The organism is Nitratireductor sp. B36 (assembly GCF_020833685.1).
Classification (GTDB): Bacteria; Pseudomonadota; Alphaproteobacteria; order Rhizobiales; family Rhizobiaceae; genus Nitratireductor.
In genome coordinates, this window is sequence record NZ_JACKZY010000004.1 from 40,311 (window position 1) to 59,515 (window position 19,205).

Annotated in this window: 18 protein-coding genes; 15 read left to right on the forward strand and 3 right to left on the reverse strand. The window is 59.8% G+C overall.

Translation table 11 applies throughout. The features are described from left to right. Window positions 1-27: 27 nt before the first annotated feature. Entirely contained in the window at window positions 28-1,326 is a 1,299-nt protein-coding gene (locus H7H48_RS16425; RefSeq protein WP_229450617.1) for a mechanosensitive ion channel family protein, read from the reverse strand. A gap of 119 nt (window positions 1,327-1,445) precedes the next feature. Between H7H48_RS16425 and H7H48_RS16430 the strand changes: the two genes are divergently transcribed. The 5 genes from H7H48_RS16430 (at window position 1,446) to H7H48_RS16450 (ending at window position 7,782) form a co-directional block, all read left to right on the forward strand. Then, window positions 1,446-3,473, forward strand: a complete 2,028-nt coding sequence (locus H7H48_RS16430) for a hydantoinase/oxoprolinase family protein (protein WP_229450143.1) — start codon at window positions 1,446-1,448, stop codon at window positions 3,471-3,473. 100 nt (window positions 3,474-3,573) lie between these two features. After that, window positions 3,574-5,757, forward strand: a complete 2,184-nt coding sequence (locus H7H48_RS16435) for a malate synthase G (protein WP_229450144.1) — start codon at window positions 3,574-3,576, stop codon at window positions 5,755-5,757. Between the two features lie 62 nt (window positions 5,758-5,819). After that, entirely contained in the window at window positions 5,820-6,500 is a 681-nt protein-coding gene (tsaB, locus tag H7H48_RS16440; protein WP_229450145.1) for a tRNA (adenosine(37)-N6)-threonylcarbamoyltransferase complex dimerization subunit type 1 TsaB, read from the forward strand. Further along, window positions 6,500-6,985, forward strand: a complete 486-nt coding sequence (locus tag H7H48_RS16445) for a GNAT family N-acetyltransferase (RefSeq protein ID WP_229450146.1) — start codon at window positions 6,500-6,502, stop codon at window positions 6,983-6,985. Before tsaB ends, H7H48_RS16445 begins: the two co-directional genes overlap by 1 nt. Before the next feature lie 11 nt (window positions 6,986-6,996). Beyond that, window positions 6,997-7,782, forward strand: coding sequence for a 1-acyl-sn-glycerol-3-phosphate acyltransferase (locus H7H48_RS16450; protein ID WP_229450147.1), 786 nt, complete (start codon window positions 6,997-6,999; stop codon window positions 7,780-7,782). 40 nt (window positions 7,783-7,822) lie between these two features. Here the strand turns inward: H7H48_RS16450 and H7H48_RS16455 are convergent, their stop codons facing one another. Continuing rightward, entirely contained in the window at window positions 7,823-8,569 is a 747-nt protein-coding gene (locus H7H48_RS16455; RefSeq protein ID WP_229450148.1) for an alpha/beta hydrolase, read from the reverse strand. A gap of 102 nt (window positions 8,570-8,671) precedes the next feature. Here H7H48_RS16455 and H7H48_RS16460 point away from each other — a divergent pair, with 102 nt between their 5' ends. The 9 genes from H7H48_RS16460 to H7H48_RS16500 all read left to right on the forward strand — a co-directional run bounded on the left by H7H48_RS16460 (window position 8,672) and on the right by H7H48_RS16500 (window position 18,079). Beyond that, window positions 8,672-9,595 (forward strand): LysR family transcriptional regulator, encoded by a 924-nt coding sequence (locus H7H48_RS16460; RefSeq protein ID WP_229450149.1) that lies wholly within the window; start codon window positions 8,672-8,674, stop codon window positions 9,593-9,595. Between the two features lie 26 nt (window positions 9,596-9,621). Beyond that, window positions 9,622-11,034 (forward strand): tRNA (N6-isopentenyl adenosine(37)-C2)-methylthiotransferase MiaB, encoded by a 1,413-nt coding sequence (gene miaB / locus H7H48_RS16465; protein WP_255664028.1) that lies wholly within the window; start codon window positions 9,622-9,624, stop codon window positions 11,032-11,034. A 59-nt stretch (window positions 11,035-11,093) separates the two neighbouring features. After that, a complete protein-coding gene (locus tag H7H48_RS16470) occupies window positions 11,094-12,062 on the forward strand; it encodes a PhoH family protein (RefSeq protein WP_007010171.1) in 969 nt (322 codons plus the stop codon). A 13-nt stretch (window positions 12,063-12,075) separates the two neighbouring features. Further along, window positions 12,076-12,579, forward strand: coding sequence for an rRNA maturation RNase YbeY (gene ybeY / locus H7H48_RS16475; RefSeq protein ID WP_229450150.1), 504 nt, complete (start codon window positions 12,076-12,078; stop codon window positions 12,577-12,579). Window positions 12,580-12,741: 162 nt separating this feature from the next. Continuing rightward, entirely contained in the window at window positions 12,742-13,662 is a 921-nt protein-coding gene (locus H7H48_RS16480) for a hemolysin family protein (RefSeq protein ID WP_229450151.1), read from the forward strand. A 90-nt stretch (window positions 13,663-13,752) separates the two neighbouring features. Further along, the gene (gene lnt / locus H7H48_RS16485; protein ID WP_229450152.1) at window positions 13,753-15,336 is read left to right on the forward strand and encodes an apolipoprotein N-acyltransferase; all 1,584 of its coding nucleotides are present in this window, start codon (window positions 13,753-13,755) and stop codon (window positions 15,334-15,336) included. Window positions 15,337-15,468: 132 nt separating this feature from the next. After that, window positions 15,469-15,882 (forward strand): helix-turn-helix domain-containing protein, encoded by a 414-nt coding sequence (locus H7H48_RS16490; protein ID WP_229450153.1) that lies wholly within the window; start codon window positions 15,469-15,471, stop codon window positions 15,880-15,882. 184 nt (window positions 15,883-16,066) lie between these two features. Continuing rightward, on the forward strand, window positions 16,067-17,347 hold the full coding sequence (metK, locus tag H7H48_RS16495; RefSeq protein ID WP_229450154.1) for a methionine adenosyltransferase: 1,281 nt from the start codon (window positions 16,067-16,069) through the stop codon (window positions 17,345-17,347). A 30-nt stretch (window positions 17,348-17,377) separates the two neighbouring features. Then, window positions 17,378-18,079 (forward strand): tRNA (guanosine(46)-N(7))-methyltransferase TrmB, encoded by a 702-nt coding sequence (locus H7H48_RS16500; RefSeq protein WP_229450155.1) that lies wholly within the window; start codon window positions 17,378-17,380, stop codon window positions 18,077-18,079. A 7-nt stretch (window positions 18,080-18,086) separates the two neighbouring features. On the opposite strand, the gene H7H48_RS16505 is transcribed toward H7H48_RS16500, so the two are convergent. Further along, entirely contained in the window at window positions 18,087-18,251 is a 165-nt protein-coding gene (locus H7H48_RS16505) for a hypothetical protein (protein WP_229450156.1), read from the reverse strand. 264 nt (window positions 18,252-18,515) lie between these two features. Here H7H48_RS16505 and rimP point away from each other — a divergent pair, with 264 nt between their 5' ends. Then, on the forward strand, window positions 18,516-19,205 hold the full coding sequence (gene rimP / locus H7H48_RS16510) for a ribosome maturation factor RimP (RefSeq protein WP_229450157.1): 690 nt from the start codon (window positions 18,516-18,518) through the stop codon (window positions 19,203-19,205).

The following is a 19,205-nucleotide window of genomic DNA, read 5'->3' on the forward strand; positions in this document are numbered from 1 at the left end:
CTCGCGCCGGCGTTTTGCACTCTGCGCTCAGTCGGCGATCTGTCCGCCTGCCGGGCGTTTCATGATCACTTCGCGGTGCGGATAGGGGATCTCGATCCCGTTTTCCTTCAGCGTGTCCCAAAGCGCGAGCAACACTTTGCCGCGCACATTGGTGAGCCCCTGCTGTGGATCGCGGATCCAGAAGCGCAGCACGAAATCGAGCGAGGATTCACCGAACCCCGTCAGCCAGCAGACCGGCCTCCGGTCCGCGTCCACACGGCCGACACTCATGGCCGCTTCGATGGCAAGGGCCGAAACCTGATGCGGGTCGGCCTCGTAGGAAACGCCAAACGGCACGTCGAGGCGCACCATCTCGTCGCTGAACGACCAGTTGATCACCTGCTGGGTGATGAAATCCTCATTGGGAATGAGATATTCGCGACCGTCGCGGGTGATGACCGACACGAACCGCGCCCTGAGCTCGCGGATCCAGCCGAATGTATCGCCGAGCGTGATCGTGTCGCCCGGTTTGATGGACTTGTCGAGCAGGATGATGATGCCCGAGATGAAGTTGGAAACGACCTTCTGCAGACCGAAGCCAAGCCCCACGCCGACTGCGCCGGAAAAGACGGTGAGAGCGGTCAGGTCCACACCGACGGTGGATAGCGCGATAGCACCGGCGGCGATGACAAGACCGATCTTGACCAACTTGCCCAGTAGCACGCGGATGGATGGGGTGAGCTCGTCGGATCGTTGAACACGCTCATCGAAATAATTGCCAAGTGCGATGGCGAGCCAGACCGTGCCCGTGAGAAGCACGGCCGCTTTGAGCAGCACCAATGCGCTCAAACGGGTCGTGCCGAGTGGCAGGGCCAGCGTGTCAAGAAATGCGGCTGCCTCGTCGTCGACGCCGAGAATGACAATGGCCGCATAGGTCCACGCGATCCAGCCGATGGTTCTGGCAAGCAGCCGGTTGCGGATGATGCGCGACACCACCGAGGTGAAAAGCCAGGCGAGCGAGAGCGAGAGGGCAAGCGAGAGCAGCAGGGTCCGGCTCGGCCAGGTGAGCGAGCGCAACACCGTCAGCACCACGAAAAGCAGGATAACAAACAGGATCCAGTCGGTGCGCCGCATCAGCGCCACGATGACGCGCAGGAGACCCTGATGGCCCTTGATGCGTCGAGCGCGCGCTTCAAGGCTGTTTTCCAATCTGCGTGACGCCAGCTTTGCGACAATGAACAACAGCCCAATGATCGCGAGCTGGTAAAAGGTCCAGGGATTGGCGAGATTCACGAGCTTGGCTTGCACCCAATTCGCAATCTCGATCAAAAGGTCCACGAACGCCATCCCTGCAGTGTAGAGCAAATTCTGTCGGTGTGGAAACAGAGCGCGCCGCAAAACTGCGGCTAAAACAATCAGATGGCGTTATGGTGCCAAAACGCATTGTCGCGTGGCCGGGGCCTGTCATGATCCAAAAGGGGACATCGGACGAAGCGCTGTTGCTGGGGATAGACACCGGCGGCACCTACACAGATGCTATTCTGTTCTGCGAGCGATCGGGGGTTGTTGGCAAGGCGAAAGCGTTGACGACACGGCACGATCTGGCAGAAGGCATCGCGGGTGCTGTTGATGCCGTGCTGGCGAAGGCGTCCGCACCTGTGCGCCGGATTGGCCTCGTCTCCATGTCGACGACCCTCGCCACCAACGCGCTGGTGGAAGGTCAGGGCGGCCGCGTCGCGCTGGTGATGGTCGGGTTCTCGGAAACCGATCTTACCCACGCAGGGTTGCGCAATGCACTGCGGTCCGACCCGGTAATATTTTTACCGGGCGGACATGACGTGCACGGCAATGAAACGCCGCTGGAGATGGGGCGGCTTGAAGCTCAAATTGATGCGCTGGCAAAAAATGTGACGGCCTTTGCCGTCTGTGCCTATTTCGCGGTACGCAACCCTGCTCATGAGATTGCTGTCAGGGACTTCATCCGTGCTCGCACCGATCTGCCGGTCACGATCAGTCATGAGCTTTCCGCCCAGCTTGGCGGCCCACGCCGCGCGCTGACAACCCTTCTCAATGCGCGGCTCATCGCATTGATCGATCGCCTTGTGGTTGCCACTGAGAGTTTTCTCAAACAGCGTGGCATTCGCGCTCCGCTGATGGTGGTGCGGGGAGATGGCGCGCTCGTTTCGGCGGAGTTCGCCCGCAGCAGGCCCATCGAGACCATCCTGTCCGGCCCGGCTGCCAGTCTGGTCGGCGCGCGGTACCTGACAGGGCTCGACCGCGCCATCGTTTCCGATATCGGTGGTACGACCACTGACATTGCCGTCCTCGAAAACGGTCAGCCACGCATCGATCCGCAGGGGGCGACTGTGGGCGGTCATCGCACCATGGTCGAGGCGGTGGCAATGCGCACGTTCGGGCTTGGCGGAGATTCCGAAGTGAGCATCGAGGAGGGCGGGTTGAGCGGTCGCCTTGTGCTCGGACCACGCCGGTTGATCCCTTTATCACTGGCCGCTCATCTTCATCGAGAGCAGATCCTCAACGTTCTCCAGAAGCAGCAGAGCAGATCTCTCACCAACCGTCTGGATGGGCGGTTCGTGTGCCAGAGTGGTATGCCGGCGCGCCACGCGGCGGGCCTCTCGCAGAACGAGGGTGCCCTCTATGCTCGGTTGGGGCAACAGCCGGTTGCGCTGGAAACAGTCCTTCATTCGAGCGCACAGCTGGCGCCGCTCAACCGCCTCGTCGCGCGTGGTCTTGTCTCCTTGATCGGCTTTACTCCGACCGATGCCGCCCACGTTCTTGGGCAGCAGACCGGATGGGATGCGGAGGCGGCGCGTCTTGGCGCAGCGCTCTTCGCCAGACGACGCGATGGCAGCGGGCAGCCGCTCGCATTGGATGCGGATGCCTTCTGCGAACGTGTGCTGGCGCTTCTTGCGCGCCGCTCTGCCGAAGCTGTTCTTGAAACGGCTTTATGTGAGGCCGGACTCGACGGCAGATCGCTCATCGAGCACGAGCTTTTACGCCGGGCGCTCGACGGGGAGCAGAGCGTTGCGCGTTTCCAGGTTTCGCTCGACCGTCCCGTAATTGGCTTGGGAGCCTCTGCACCCTTGCATTACTCTGGGCTGGGAAAATTGCTCCGCGGGGATTGTGTGCTGCCAGAGCATGCAGATGTGGCCAATGCCATTGGCGCTGTTGTTGGCCGTGTGAGTGTGAGATGCGAAGCGCATATCGGGCAACCGCGAGAAGGCGTCTACCGGGTGCGCGTTGCGGAAGAATTGCATGATTTTGCAGATGAGGAAGAGGCAATGGCCTTTGCCGAGCAGGTGCTGAAGCGCGATCTGCGCGACAGGGCACGTGGAGCGGGCGCTGAACAGGCCGAAGTGCACGTCACCCGAGAGGTCAATGCAGTTGATGTCGAGGGCGTGCGTCGGTTTCTGGAAGCGCGGATTGTCGCGTTGGCCTCTGGGCGTCCGCGAATGACACGCAACCGCGTCTGAGATTGAAACTTCTTTCGCCATCCGACGAATTGACCCCGTGCCGCTGGCGTGGTGAAAGCAGTGCATCATGTCTGACATCGGGAAGAGGAGTGTCTGCCAAATGGAAAATCGCGTTGAGCTTCATGGGTTGAAGGTTGCGGAAGAGCTGCGTGATTTCGCCGTAAAAGAGGCGCTCCCCGGCACGGGTGTAGACCCCGACAAATTCTGGAAGGCGCTTTCGGATATCGTCCGCGATCTGGCGCCGAAAAACCGCGCCCTGCTCGCAAAACGCGATGCGCTGCAGGAAAAGATCGACGCTTGGTACAGGGAAAACGGCGCACCTGCCGATCAGGAAGCCTATCAGGCCTTCCTGCGCGAGATCGGCTATTTGTTGCCGGAAGGTGAGGCCTTCTCCGTCTCAACACAAAATGTCGATCCGGAAATCGCCAGCGTCGCCGGTCCTCAACTCGTCGTGCCGGTTATGAATGCGCGCTATGCGCTCAACGCGGCCAATGCGCGCTGGGGCTCGCTCTACGATGCGCTTTACGGCACAGACGCCATTTCCGAGGAGGACGGCGCGGAAAAGGGCAAGGGTTACAATCCCAAGCGCGGTGAAAAGGTCATCGCCTGGGCCCGCGCCTTCCTCGATGGCAGCGCGCCGCTCGATGGTGTTTCCTGGACGGAAATTACCGGTCTTTCGGTCGTCGATGGCCAGCTTGTTGCCAAGACCGATAGCGGTGAAGCGCGCCTGAAGGATGCTTCGAAATTCGTCGGTTATCGGGGTGGGGCCGATCAGCCGACCGCCGTTCTGCTCGCCACCAATGGCATGCATGCGGAGGTCGTGATCGACCGCAACCACCCGATTGGCAAGACCGACAAGGCGGGCATTGCCGATGTGGTGCTGGAATCGGCTCTGACCACGATCCAGGATTGCGAGGATTCCGTTGCCGCCGTGGATGCGGAAGACAAGGTTGTCGTCTATCGCAACTGGCTCGGCCTGATGAAGGGCGACCTCGAAGAACAGGTAACGAAGGGCGACAAGACCTTCACCCGCCGCCTCAACCCCGACCGCGAATACACCGCGCCCGATGGCGGCACGCTCACGCTGCCCGGCCGTTCGCTGATGCTGGTGCGCAATGTCGGTCACCTGATGACCAATCCGGCCATTCTCGACGCCGATGGCAACGAGGTGCCGGAAGGCATTATGGACGCGCTCTTCACCGCCGCCATCGCGCTGCACGATGTCGGGCCGAATGGCCGCCGCATGAACAGCCGCGCGGGCTCCATGTATGTGGTGAAGCCGAAGATGCACGGGCCTGAAGAGGTGGCCTTCGCGGTGGAATTGTTCGGCCGCGTCGAGAAAGCACTCGGCATGGCGCCCAACACCATCAAGATGGGCATTATGGACGAGGAGCGGCGCACCACGGTGAACCTCAAGGAGTGCATCCGCGCCGCGCGCGAGCGGGTCGTCTTCATCAACACCGGCTTCCTCGACCGCACGGGCGACGAGATCCACACCTCCATGGAAGCCGGCCCGATGATCCGCAAGGGCGACATGAAGCAGGCCGCCTGGATCTCGGCCTATGAGAACTGGAATGTCGATATCGGCCTTGAGTGTGGTCTTTCCGGCCACGCCCAGATCGGCAAGGGTATGTGGGCCATGCCCGATCTGATGGCGGCGATGCTGGAGCAGAAGATTGGCCATCCGAAGGCCGGTGCCAACACGGCATGGGTGCCGTCACCCACGGCGGCCACCCTCCACGCCACGCATTATCATCAGGTGGATGTGCATGCGGTGCAGGCCGAGCTGAAGAACCGCAAGCGCGCTGCACTCTCCGACATCCTCTCGGTGCCGGTGGCCACGCGGCCCAACTGGACGCCTGAGGAAATCCAGAAGGAGCTCGACAACAACGCGCAGGGCATTCTGGGCTATGTGGTGCGCTGGATCGATCAGGGCGTCGGCTGCTCCAAGGTGCCGGACATCAACGATGTGGGCCTGATGGAAGACCGCGCGACGCTGCGCATTTCCGCCCAGCACATGGCAAACTGGCTGCATCACGGCGTCGCCAGCAAAGAGCAGGTCATAGAAACGATGAAGCGCATGGCGGCGGTCGTCGACCGGCAGAATGCCGACGATCCGCTCTATCGCCCGATGGCGCCGGATTTCGACAAATCCATTGCCTTTCAGGCGGCATGCGACCTTGTGTTCAAGGGGCGGGAACAGCCCAATGGCTACACCGAGCCGGTTCTGCATGCACGCCGCCTTGAACTCAAGGCGCAAGACAGTGCAAGTAGAGCATCATGACCCGCTGATGGCGCATCGGATTCGCCGGCGGTAACAACAACAGGTCGCCGGGCAGTGCCTGAATGAAGATTCTTGCAATCGATACCGCGGCGGCGCTCTGCGCCGCCTGCGTTCTTGAAACCGATACGGATGAAGAGCTCAGTCGGCACGTGCTGGACCTGGGCAAGGGGCATGCCGAGCATGTCATGTCGGTCATCGAAGGTGCGCTGAAGACTGCCGGTCTCAGCTATGAGGCACTTGGGGCGGTGGCCGTTTCGGTCGGTCCGGGCTCCTTCACCGGCGTGCGGGTCGGCGTATCCGCCGCACGCGGTCTGGCGCTTGCGCTCAATGTACCGGCCATTGGCGTTTCCACGCTGGAAGCACTTGGCGCGGAAGCGCGCGAGACGTTTCCCGGGCGTGCCCTCCTCGTGGCGCTCGGGCAGAGGGCACCAAACCTATTTGCCGCAGGCTTCGACAGTGAAGGGCGCGTTCTCCTCGAACCTCAGAGCCAGTCAGCTGAGAAGTTGGCGGAATGGGCCTTTGCCGAGAATGCAGTCGTCTACGGCGTCGCCGCAGAGCTTGTGGCCGCGGCGGGCTCGCCGGCGCTCGACATCCAGCCAGCCGGCGCGACAGCGGATATTCTGACCTTCGCGCGGCTGGCGGCTGCGAAGGGGGCGGGCAGCGAGCCGCCAAAGCCTCTCTATCTGCGCGCACCCGACGCTGCCCCGCAGCGGAATTTCGCGCTCCCGCGGAAGGAAGGCTGATGGCGCTCTTTCCGAGAAAGCGAGAGTTTGTCGTGCGACCGCTGGAGGTCGCGGACAGCCTCGTTCTGGCCGACATGCACGCCGAAGATTTTGCTCGCCCGTGGAGCGATGCGGAGTTTGAAGCGCTGCTCACACAGGAGGGTGTTTTCGGTTTCGCCGTCTCCGAACTCGGCAGAAAGCCGCCGCAGCTCGCCGGGTTCGTGCTTGCGCGACAGGCCGCGGATGAGGGCGAAATCCTCACCATTCTCGTGACGCGCAACCAGCGCCGCCACGGCCTTGGTCGTCAGTTGATGGATGCGGTGCTCTTCAGGATGCACAGCGACCGTGCCGCCGCCCTGTTCCTTGAAGTGGACGAAACCAACATGCCTGCCATCGCGCTATACCGTCGCCTCGGCTTCCGGCAGGTCGGAGGGCGGCCCGACTATTATCGCGATGCGAACGGCAGGCCCACAAGTGCGCTGGTGATGCGCCGCGACCTGCGGTAGCCTGCAACCTGATGTTCAGCACGCTACATTTCCTCATCGCAATCGTCATTGTCACGGTCTACACACTGCCGCTCATGGTGGTGCAGGAGATCGCGCTCAGAACCGGATTGTTCAGTGACCGCATCGTGCCGCGCCTCTGGCACAGGCTCACCCTGCGTGTCCTCGGTGTGCGCGTGCGTATGGAAGGGCGTCCGTCGCGGGCGCGCCCGCAGATGATCGTCGCCAACCATGTCTCCTGGCTCGACATTCTGGTGCTCGGGTCACTTGATGGCGTTCATTTCATTGCCAAGTCGGACATGCGGAACTGGCCCATTCTGGGCACATTTGCCCGCCAGCAGCGCTCCGTTTTCGTGGAGCGCGAGCGCCGCCGCACATCGCCGGAGCAGGCGCGGGAGATTGCCGAACGGCTTTCCGACGGGGATCCGATGGTGCTTTTTGCCGAGGGCACGACCGGTGATGGCAACAAGGTCCTGCCATTCAAGAGCACGCTTTTCGGCGCAGCGCAGCTTGCTCTCGGGAAGGATAAAAGCGGGCAGGTGACAATCCAGCCTGCAGCCATCGTCTACCTGGCAAGCCATGGGTTGAAGCTGGACCGGCGCGAACGCTCGACCATTTCATGGATCGGCGACCTGGATCTGGTGCCCCATCTCCGTCTTGTCCTTGCCGCGCGGCCTCTCGATGTGGAGGTCCGGTTTGGAGCGCCTCTCCCATTCTCTGCCGCAGGCGAGCGGAAAAAAATCGCGCGTGAAGCGGAAGACCAGGTCCGCGCAATACTCGTGCAGGCGCTGCGGTCGTAAGCCGCAGCGCCCGAAATATCTGGTAGCAAGATAGCTGCGCTTATTGAACGGAAGCGACGGCGCGCTCGATCAGTTCGGCAACCTCGTTCGGGTGGCTCATTTGAACAAGATGCCCGGCGGCGATCTCGATCGTTTGCGCGCCCGAGCGCTCGGACATCCATTTTTGCAGCTCCGGTGAGACCGTGCGATCCAGCGTCGCAACAGCCGACCAGGCTGGCAGATCATGCCATGCTGCTATTTTTGCCGTCTCGGTCATGATCTCAGCGTTCGCCGCAGCCTGCGCCCTGACCGTATAGGCTGCGTCCGCAGGTGAAATCCCGTTTGCCACGTCCTTCAGCCAGACATCGTGTTTCACGGTAAAGTAGCCGTCTTCCGAGATCGTCAAAGCATCTGCGGCCATGGCAGATGGCATCGACGCATTCAACGATGCAAGGCTGTCGCCGACCTCAGGCTGGAATGCGGCGACATAAACAAGCGCCTTTGCAGCCGGGTCCTGAGCGGCCTGGGTGATGACCATTCCGCCGTAGGAATGGCCGACAAGAACCACCGGCCCCTCTACCAGTTTGATGGCGCGCCGTGTTGCCGACACGTCGTCCGACATGGACGTGAAGGGCAGTTGCACAATCCGTGCCTCCAGCCCCTTTTCCACGAGCTTTTCCAGAACGGGACGCCAGGCGGACCCTTCCATCCCGATCCCGGGGACAAGAAGCACCTTTGGGGTGTCGGCCAGCGTTGGAGAAGCGGTCATCACGGCAAGCGCGACCATGGCGGTCTTTAGAAGTTTCATGGGACACATCCTTTCGCAAAATTGTCTGCGTGCTGGATAGAAGTCCCGCGCAAAGAGCACTACACTGATAAATCTGATATGGTTATTCATATGAGATGATAAATGGATCGCCAGGATCTGTCCGCTCTGATCGTGTTGAAAGCCGTGGCGGAAGCGGGAAGCTTCACGCGGGCCTCTCGACAACTCAACCGGGCGCAATCAGGTGTCAGCCAGACGATCCGGGAGCTCGAGGCCCGGCTTGGCATCGCGCTTCTGGCGCGCACCACACGCAGTGTGCGCCTCACGGAGGCCGGGAGCAGGCTTCTCGAAGATGTCGGCCCGGCGCTGATGCAGATATCCGACAGTCTCACGCGCGCAAAGAGTGGAGCCACCGAGCCAGCGGGCACGGTGCGCATAACCACGTTGGAACATCCCGGACAGACCATTCTCGTTCCGGCAATCGCCGAACTTCAGAAACGTTATCCTGCAGTCGAGGTCGACCTGCATGTGAGTGACCGGCTTACAGATATCGTGAATGGCGGTTTCGATGCCGGTGTTCGGTTGGCGGGTCATCTGGAAAAGGACATGGCAGCGCTCCCCATCAGCCCCGATCTCCGTGGCGTGGTGGTGGGATCGCCTCGCTATTTCGAACGCCATGGAAAGCCACGCGAGCTCGAGGATCTGAGACGTCATGATTGCATCAATTATCGGCTCGCCACACATGGGGTTCGCTATCGGTGGCTGTTTCAAAAATCAGGCAGGCCGATAGAGGTTGCCGTGTCGGGTACGCTCACCGTCAATGGGACGGCGGTTCTGCTTGAAGCGGTGCGCCGTGGCATAGGCCTCGGATATGTGTTCGAGCCGCTGGCTGCAGCGGATTTGGCGGAAGGGACCCTTGAAACCTGCCTCGAACCCTATGCGCCATCCTGGAGCCGTTATCACCTTTACTATCCTGACCGGCGCCAGAAATCTCCCGCATTGAAGGCGTTTATCGAGGTGCTTCGGCGACACAGGCGCGCCACATGGCAAAAACCGTCTGTTTTTTGACATGCAAAAGCGTTAGGAAGCGCGGTATGGAACAGAATTCTTTGCATCATTCCGGCGCAGCCGCTTCCGATGGAGAGGCCGTCGCCGCCCCGGCAGCCAACAAGAAGGTTTTCGTGAAAACCTATGGCTGTCAGATGAATGTCTACGATTCACAGCGCATGTCCGATGCGCTGGCGGCAGATGGCTATGCGCCAACGGAGCAGATCGAAGAGGCGGACCTCGTTCTTCTCAACACCTGCCACATCCGCGAAAAGGCGGCGGAGAAGGTGTATTCCGAGCTCGGCCGCATTCGCCAGCTCAAGGAAGAGCGCAGCCTGGCCGGTCGCGAAATGGTGATTGGCGTGGCCGGATGCGTGGCACAGGCCGAGGGGCAGGAGATTCTCCGCCGTGCGCCTGCCGTGGATCTGGTGATCGGGCCGCAGACCTATCACCGCCTGCCCAAGGTGGTGAAGCGGGCGCTCGGCGGTGAAAAGATCGTCGAGACCGAATACGCCATCGAGGACAAGTTCGAGCATCTGCCGCAGCCACAGAAACGCGTGGTGCGCAATCGCGGCGTGACGGCATTCCTCACTGTTCAGGAAGGCTGCGACAAGTTCTGCACCTTCTGCGTGGTGCCCTATACGCGCGGTTCGGAAATCTCACGCCCCGTGGCGCAGATCGTCGCCGAGGCAGAGCGCCTGGCCGAGGGCGGCGTACGCGAAGTGACGCTGCTGGGGCAGAACGTCAACGCCTGGCATGGCGAGGGTGCCGATGGACGCGAATGGGGGCTTGGCGAGCTTCTGTTCCGGCTGGCGGAAATCCCCGGTCTCGACCGTCTACGCTACACGACCAGCCATCCGCGTGACATGGACGACGCGCTGATCGCCGCCCACCGCGATCTGCCCAAACTGATGCCTTATCTCCACCTTCCGGTGCAGTCCGGTTCCGACCGCATCCTGAAAGCGATGAACCGCAAGCACACGGGCGATGATTACCGGCGGCTGATCGACCGCATCCGCAACGCGCGGCCAGACATCGCCATGTCGGGCGATTTCATCGTCGGTTTTCCCGGTGAGACCGACGCTGATTTCGAGGACACGATGCAGCTGATCCGCGACGTGACCTATGCGCAGGCCTTCTCGTTCAAATATTCGCCGCGTCCGGGCACGCCGGGAGCGGATCTGGGCGATCAGGTGCCCGAAGCGGTCAAGGATGAGCGGCTTCAGGCGCTGCAGGCACTGCTTGTCGAACAGCAGCGCACTTTCGTTCAGAGCTTGGTCGGCAGCGAGATGGACGTGCTTCTGGAAAAGCCCGGCCGTCAGCCGGGGCAGCGTGTTGGCCGTTCGCCTTGGCTTCAGCCTGTGATTCTTGATGAAAAAGCGGGCGAAATCGGTGACATTATTCATGTTCGAATCACGCAGGCCGGCCCAAACAGCCTGTTTGCAGAGCCGGTGTCGTAAAGGAGAGGCGTTTGACCGCCAGCACTGAGTTGAAGAACATGCCCTCCGGGGCCTCCGACATGGCACATATCGTGCTGACCTTCGATGACAACAAGCTGGCCAGCGCCCTTTACGGGCCCTTTGACGAGAATCTGGCCCAGATTGAGCAGCGGCTCGGCGTCGATATTCGCTCCAAGGGCAATCAGCTCACCGTCAAGGGGGAGAGCGTTGCTGCCGCACAGGCGCGCCGCGCGCTCGATTATCTCTACGATCTCCTTCAAAAGGGGACAGAGCTTGCCCCCTCCGATGTGGATGGCGCCGTGCGGCTTGCCATCGCCGCCGATGAGCAGCTCACCTTTCCGACCATGGAGAGCAAGGGAAAGCTCGCCGCTGCACAGATTTCCACACGTAAGCGCACGGTGCATGCGCGTTCGGCCAATCAGGACGCCTATATGCGGGCGCTGGAGCGCTCGGAGCTGGTGTTCGGCATCGGCCCCGCCGGTACGGGCAAGACCTTCCTTGCGGTGGCCTACGCTGCCATGCTTCTGGAGCGCGGTGCGGTGGACCGCATCATCTTGTCACGGCCGGCGGTCGAGGCCGGCGAGCGACTCGGCTTTCTGCCGGGCGACATGCGCGAAAAGGTCGATCCCTATCTGCGCCCGCTCTATGACGCGCTTTACGACATGATCCCGGCGGAGAAGGTCGAGCGCGCTCTTGCGGCTGACGTGATCGAAATCGCGCCGCTCGCATTCATGCGCGGACGCACGCTGGCCAATTCGGTGGTGATCCTCGATGAGGCACAGAACACCACGCCGATGCAGATGAAGATGTTTTTGACGCGGCTTGGCGAGAACGCCCGCATGATCGTCACCGGCGACCCGAGCCAGATCGACCTCCCGCCCAACACGAAATCGGGCCTGGTGGAAGCGCTTGAGGTTCTGGGCGATGTGCCCGGCATCGTCACCGTCCGCTTCGACGAGAAGGATGTGGTACGCCATCCGCTGGTGGCTGCGATTGTCCGGGCCTATGACAAGAAGGCGCGGGGCTGATCCGCGCAGGCTGATGGACGATATTCCTCCTGCCGGTGAAAAGCCGGAAATCGTTGTGGACGTCGCTATCGAGGCGGGTAGCTGGGCATCGGAAACTGCGCTTCAGGCGCTGGCCGGGCGAGCCATTCGCGCCGCCGTATCCGTGATTGGATCTGAGCCGGATGAGGGCGGTGCGATCAGCCTGCTCTTTACCGGCGACGCTGAAATCCAGGTGCTGAACCGGGAATGGCGCGGCAAGAACAAGCCCACCAATGTGCTTTCTTTTCCAGCGCCTGAGCTGATCAATCCGGGAGATGAATTGCAGCCCCTTGGTGACATTATCCTGGCGTATGAGACCGTCGCGCGGGAAGCAGCAGAAGAGGGCAAGCAGTTCGATCATCATCTGACGCATCTGATTGTTCATGGTTTTTTGCATATCATGGGATATGACCACGAGACCGATGAAGAGGCTGAAGAAATGGAAGAATTGGAGCGCAAAGCGCTGCGAACACTTGCCATTTCCGATCCCTATGCATAACTGAAAGGCTCAATTGAACAGACGGCCATGACAGAGAACACGATGATCGCGACGGGGGACATGCCCGCCAGCGAGACAAAGTCCCCCGAGGAGGGGGAGGAGGGGTCTAGTTGGCCTCCCCAACGAAACACCGGCAACCGCCAGTCCCTTTGGGAGAGAATGATGGCAGCGCTGGGCATTCGAAATGGTTCCTCGCTGCGCGACGATCTCGCGGACGCGCTGGACGAACACACACACGATACGGCGGCCTTCTCCCCTGGTGAAAGGGCCATGCTCAAGAACATTCTTCGACTGCGAGAACTGCGTGTCGAGGATGTTATGGTGCCGCGCGCCGATATCGAGGCAGTGGATCTCAATACAACGCTTGGCGAACTTTTGAATGCGTTCGAGCGGTCGGGACATTCCCGCATGCCGGTGTACGGCGAGACGCTCGACGATCCACGTGGCATGGTGCACATCCGCGATGTGGTAACCCACATCACCAAGACGGCAAGAGCCAAACGAGGCCGGGCGAGAAAAACGCCTGAACCGGCAGCGTTTGATCTAGGTAAGGTGGATCTCGACCGCTCTATCGGGGAACTCAGCCTCCCCCGTTCCATTCTTTTTGTGCCCCCTTCCATGCTCGCATCGGATTTGATGGCGCGCATGCAGGCGTCACGCACGCAAATGGCTCTCGTGATCGATGAATATGGGGGAACCGACGGACTCGTTTCGCTGGAAGACATTGTTGAAATGGTCGTCGGCGATATCGAAGATGAGCACGACGATGACGCGCCCCTGATCGAGCAGGTTGGCGAGGATGTTTTCGTTGTGGATGCCAAAGCGGAGATCGAAGATGTGGCCGAAGTGATCGGCGACGATTTTCATGCTGAAGAGCATTCTGAAGACGTGGACACGATTGGCGGCGTGATTTTCAATGTTCTGGGGCGGGTCCCGGCACGAGGCGAGGTGGTTCAGGCCATTCCGGGATTTGAATTTCAGGTCATGGATGCTGATCCGCGTCGGGTAAAGCGTGTGCGCATCGTGCATAATCGGGCGTCTGAACGTCGGAGAAGATCGCTGCGAGCCGGCGACAATTTGTAGCTCCTGACTTCCAAACCCGCGATACGGTTTCAAAGCGCGGCAAACTGCTGATACTGCTTGTCGTGTGATTCGGGTTTCGCGGATGGGTGCATGGAGAGCCTTGCCGGACGGGTTGTGTTGCTGAGTGGATGGCGCCGGTCGCTCGTCGCCTTTCTCGCGGGCGGGTTTGCGTCGCTGGCGCAACCGCCATTTGACTTTTTCGCTGCCTGCTTTGTGTCCTTTCCCGTCCTGGTTTGGCTGCTGGACGGCGCGGTCGGTGAGGGGCGCGGCCTGCGTGCGCTTGTAATTCCAGCGTTTAAGACGGGTTGGTGGTTCGGATTCGGATATTTTATGCTTGGGCTCTGGTGGATCGGCAATGCATTGCTGGTAGACGCCGGAAATTTTGCTTGGGCTGTTCCTCTTGCAATTGTTGGATTGCCTGCTTTTCTTTCGATATTCTACGCAGTTTCTGCGGTTTTCGCACGCTTGTTCTGGCATGATGGAATTCTGAGGATAATTTCTCTTGCATTCTTTTTTGGTGTTTCTGAATCGATAAGAGGGATAATCTTCACGGGATTTCCTTGGGGCGCGATCGGCTATGCCGCCATGCCCACCCTCCTGAGTATGCAGTCGGCTAAGGTATTTGGGCTGGCAGGTATGAACTTCTTGGCAGTCCTGGTGTTTTCAATGCCAGCCTTGCTGGGGACACGTCGGCATCTTCTGATTGGCAGTATTACGGCTATCGGTTTGGTCTCAATACAGTTTGCTTATGGTTATCTAAGTCTTTCGAGAGAAGTTAAGGCTAATGATTTTTTGCCGGTACGCATCGTTCAGCCGTCCATCAAGCAGACCGAGAAATGGGATTCTTCAGAACAAACACGCATCTTCAACATCCTGCTGGACCTTACCCAGCGTCAGGTCGCGAGTGGGACGGAGAAGCCCGAGCTGATCGTCTGGCCGGAAACAGCCGTTCCATTTCTGTTCACTGAGCGGCCTGAAGCCTTGGTCCAGCTTGGCGAAGCGCTGGACGAGGGGCAACTTCTTCTGACCGGAGCCGTTCGGGCTGAGGGCGATGATGGTCTGGGGAGAACCCGCTATTACAATTCGGTTGTCGCAATCGCTCAGGACGGAACGATCGTTGACGCTGTCGACAAGGTCCATCTCGTTCCTTTTGGCGAGTATGTACCGTTTGCCAACCTGTTGAATAACCTGGGTATTGAAGAAATCGTGCAGTCGGCAGGGCCGTTCACGGCGGGTGGCGCGCGCCGCCCTATCAACCTTGCCGAGGGCGTTCGTGTGATGCCTTTCATATGCTACGAAATCATTTTCCCGCACTTGGTCTCTGCGGTAGCGGATCAGTCGGATGTTCTTCTCAATCTCACGAATGATGCCTGGTTTGGGATGACACCCGGCCCATATCAGCATTTTAGACAGGCCCGCATACGCGCTGTTGAAAACGGCCGTCCGCTGCTGCGCGCGGCCAACGCCGGGATTTCCGCTGTGATCGACTCTTCAGGCCGCATTATCGATGCTTTTGACCTCAATGTTGTGGGTAGCCTGGACGTCCAAGTGCCTATTCAGAAGCCTGAGAAACTTTATTTTGAAAATCCGGGAACCAATGGAATGTTTATTGCGTTTGGTTTTGGGGCCGTGCTTTTCGGTTCAAGTATTGTTCGACGTCTGAGAGCGAATTGACATCGTCCCTTTCGGCTACGCATAGTGTGTAAGCCGACTACATCGGAATTCGATTTGACAGGCTTGGGGCTCTGGGAGGTCGAAGAGGTAGATCGGTCAATGGCAACCCCGTGCCGGATGGCGAGGGAATATATGAACAAGAACAAGAAAAAACCGAATCCGATCGACATTCATGTTGGAGGTCGGATCAGACTAAGAAGAAACATGCTTGGCATGAGCCAGGAAAAACTTGGCGAAAGCCTGGGTATAACTTTCCAGCAAATACAGAAATACGAGAAGGGTACGAATCGCGTCGGCGCGAGCCGGCTGCAAGCAATCGCATCGGTTCTCAGTGCTCCCGTGTCGTTCTTTTTCGAAGGGGCGCCAGGCGAGGAAAGCGAGGCCGGAAGAGGCATGGCGGAGGACGGTGCCGATTTTGTCGTCGACTTTCTCAACAGCAGCGAAGGCGTTCAGTTGAACAGGGCGTTTGCAAAAATTTCTGATCCGAAGGTACGCCGCCGTATCATCGATCTGGTTAAGGTTCTGGCTGTCGAAAACCAGGATTGAAGGTTTGCCTATTCAACGATGAACGCTCTCCAAGGGCGTCGCTGATGCACAGGGAACGGGTAAATCCGTTCCCTGTTTTGCTTTGTGCCGCAACCGTTGTGCTTGACCTGACACAGTGAGCTTGGCTAACAGGGAGGCGCCTGTTGCCGACAGATTGATCGGCTTCTTCTCAGAGGGGATACCCGTGGCGCGCAAGAACTATCTCTTTACAAGTGAATCCGTTTCCGAAGGCCATCCCGATAAGGTCTGTGATCGCATCTCCGACGAGATCGTCGATCTGGTCTACCGGGAAGCCAAGAAATCTGGCATGGACCCATGGAAGGTCCGTGTCGCCTGCGAAACTCTGGCCACGACCAACCGTGTCGTGATCGCCGGTGAGGTGCGCGTTCCCGAGACGCTCCTCAAGCGAGACAAGAAGACCGGCGAGATCGCAAAGGACTCGCAAGGCAATCCGCTTATCAATCCGTCGCGTTTTCGCTCGGCTGCGCGCCGGGCTATCCGCGCCATCGGCTACGAACAGGACGGCTTTCACTGGAAGACGGCGAAGATTGACGTGCTTCTGCATGGCCAGTCGCCGGACATCGGCCAGGGTGTCGACAACGCAGCCGATCGGCAGGGTGAAGAAGGTGCAGGCGACCAGGGCATCATGTTTGGGTATGCATGCCGTGAAACGCCCGACCTCATGCCGGCGCCCATTTATTACTCGCACAAGATTCTTCAGCTTCTCGCTGATGCGCGCAAATCCGGTAAGGGTGACGCGGCAAAGCTTGGCCCCGATGCCAAGGCTCAGGTCACTGTACGCTACGTCGACGGTGAGCCGTCCGAGGTAACGGAGATCGTGCTGTCCACCCAACATCTCGATGCGTCCTGGAACAGCACCAAGGTGCGTCAGGTGGTCGAGCCCTACATCCATGAAGCGCTGTCTTCGGGTGGAATCAAGGTCGCAGAAAACTGCAACTGGTACATCAATCCGACTGGGAAATTCGTTATCGGCGGTCCCGATGGAGACGCGGGTCTGACGGGCCGCAAAATCATCGTCGACACCTATGGCGGCGCAGCCCCGCATGGCGGCGGCGCTTTCTCCGGAAAGGATACAACCAAGGTGGATCGTTCGGCAGCCTATGCCGCTCGCTATCTCGCGAAGAACGTGGTTGCGGCCAATCTTGCTGAGCGTTGTACGATCCAGCTGTCCTACGCTATCGGCGTAGCGCAGCCGCTTTCGGTCTATGTGGATCTGCACGGCACCGGCCGGGTGTCCGAAGAGGAGGTCGAGATTGCCATTCGTGAGGTGATGGATTTGTCACCCACCGGCATTCGTCGCCACCTGGATCTCAATCGCCCGATCTACGCCAAGACAGCTGCCTACGGTCACTTCGGCCGGAAAGCCAGCCGCGATGGTTCTTTCTCCTGGGAGCGCACCGACCTGGTGAAGACCCTCAAACAGGCAGTCGCAAAAGCCGCGTGAAGCGGCTTTTACCAGCACCGGAAAAACCGAATGGCTGAAGAACGGCGCAAACGGGCTACCGAAGCCTTCTTCGGCCGTCGGCATGGCAAGCGCCTGCGTCCAAAACAGGACGCGGCGCTTACCGCACTTCTTGAAAACGCTCTGATAAAGCTCGACGCTCCCTCACCGGATCCCGCGGCCTTGTTTCGCGCCCCGGTCGAGCAGGTCAGGCTTGAGATCGGCTTTGGCGGGGGCGAGCATCTGCTCAACGAGCTTTCCCGTTTTCCTGGCACCGGATTTATAGGGGTAGAGCCCTTTGTCAATGGCATGGCCAAGCTGGCCGCCGCGGTGGAAGAGCAGGGCGGTGTGCCAGCGAATCTAAGGGTTTACAACGATGATGCGACGATGCTGCTGGATTGGCTTCCCGAGGCATCCATCGCCGGAATAGATCTGCTTTACCCCGATCCCTGGCCCAAGAAAAAGCACTGGAAACGGCGCTTCGTGAACCGCATAAATTTGGATCGGTTTGCCCGGGTGTTGAAACCGGGTGCGCGCTTTCGCTTCGCGTCCGACATCGACACTTATGTCGACTGGACACTGCAGCATTGCGAGGCGCATCCCGCGTTTTTCTGGCAGGCAGAATCTGCAGATGACTGGCGCCTGGCTTATGAAGGCTGGCCTGGTACGCGATATGAGGCGAAAGCTATCCGCGAAGGGCGGACTCCCGCCTATCTGACATTTTTGCGGGTCTGAGAAGGGCCTATCGGCCGCTCATCCCGTAAAACCGCTCCGGGTCGATACCAAGCCGGCGCAGGTCGGCATCTTTTGCGCGACGGCGATTTCGCACTGCAGCAGAAACAGCCACCGCGCTTTCGATCACGCCGAAAAACTCACCAATTCCTGAGATGAACTTGCGGGTAGACATGGGGTTACCTCTTATTGTGCATTGCAGCACAATCTAGCGCGGAACGTAGTTGGAAAGAAGCTATGTTCCGGCAAGGCTGCTATGCATTTGTGCGCTGCATCATATCGCGGGCGAATGGTTCCTCTTCGGCTCTCGTCATGAGCTCTGCTCTTGAAAAGAATTGCCATCTCGGCTATATCCAGCTCAAATTCTTGGTCGCTATGACGGAGAGTGGGTCCCGCCGGTCCCGCTCTTTTTTGTTAGATGCGGCCGTCCGGAGGTTGGATGACGGCAGTTTCAGAAGACAGGAACGGCGATGATCGCCTGATCCGCGAGAGCGGAATCGAGGCGCGTGTCGCCGCGATCATCATTCCTGTTCTTGGAGCAATCGGTTATCGGCTTGTGCGCGTCCGCATGACGGCACAGGACGGGGCCACGCTGCAGATCATGGCTGAACGGCTCGATGGCACCATGACTGTCGAGGACTGCGAGGAAGTCAGCCGCGCGCTGTCACCCGTTCTTGATGTAGAAGATCCGATCGACACTGCCTATCAACTCGAGATTTCCTCGCCTGGTATCGACCGTCCGCTGGTGCGCAAGGCAGACTTTGCGGCCGCCCAGGGGCACTTGGTGAAGATCGAGACCTCGGTGCTGCTGGACGGGCGCAAGCGCTTTCGCGGCTTCGTGGTCGAAAGCGACGAAGAGACTGTGACAATCGAGCCGGAAACGGCCGAGGAAGAAGGGGATGAAGATGTCCTCTTCGGAATTCCCTTCGAGGCAATTGCCGAGGCGCGGCTGGTCCTGACGGACGAGCTTGTGCGCGACGCCTTGAAGCAGGAGAAGGAAGAGCGCCGCGAACGCAAGCGCAATCGCCGCCCTTCTGCATCGGAAAGGGCCGCACAGCGGTCCGCAAAACAAAACGCAACTGAGCCGGCCGGGAACGAAGAACCCGGATCCCACGCCGAAGGAGAGTGA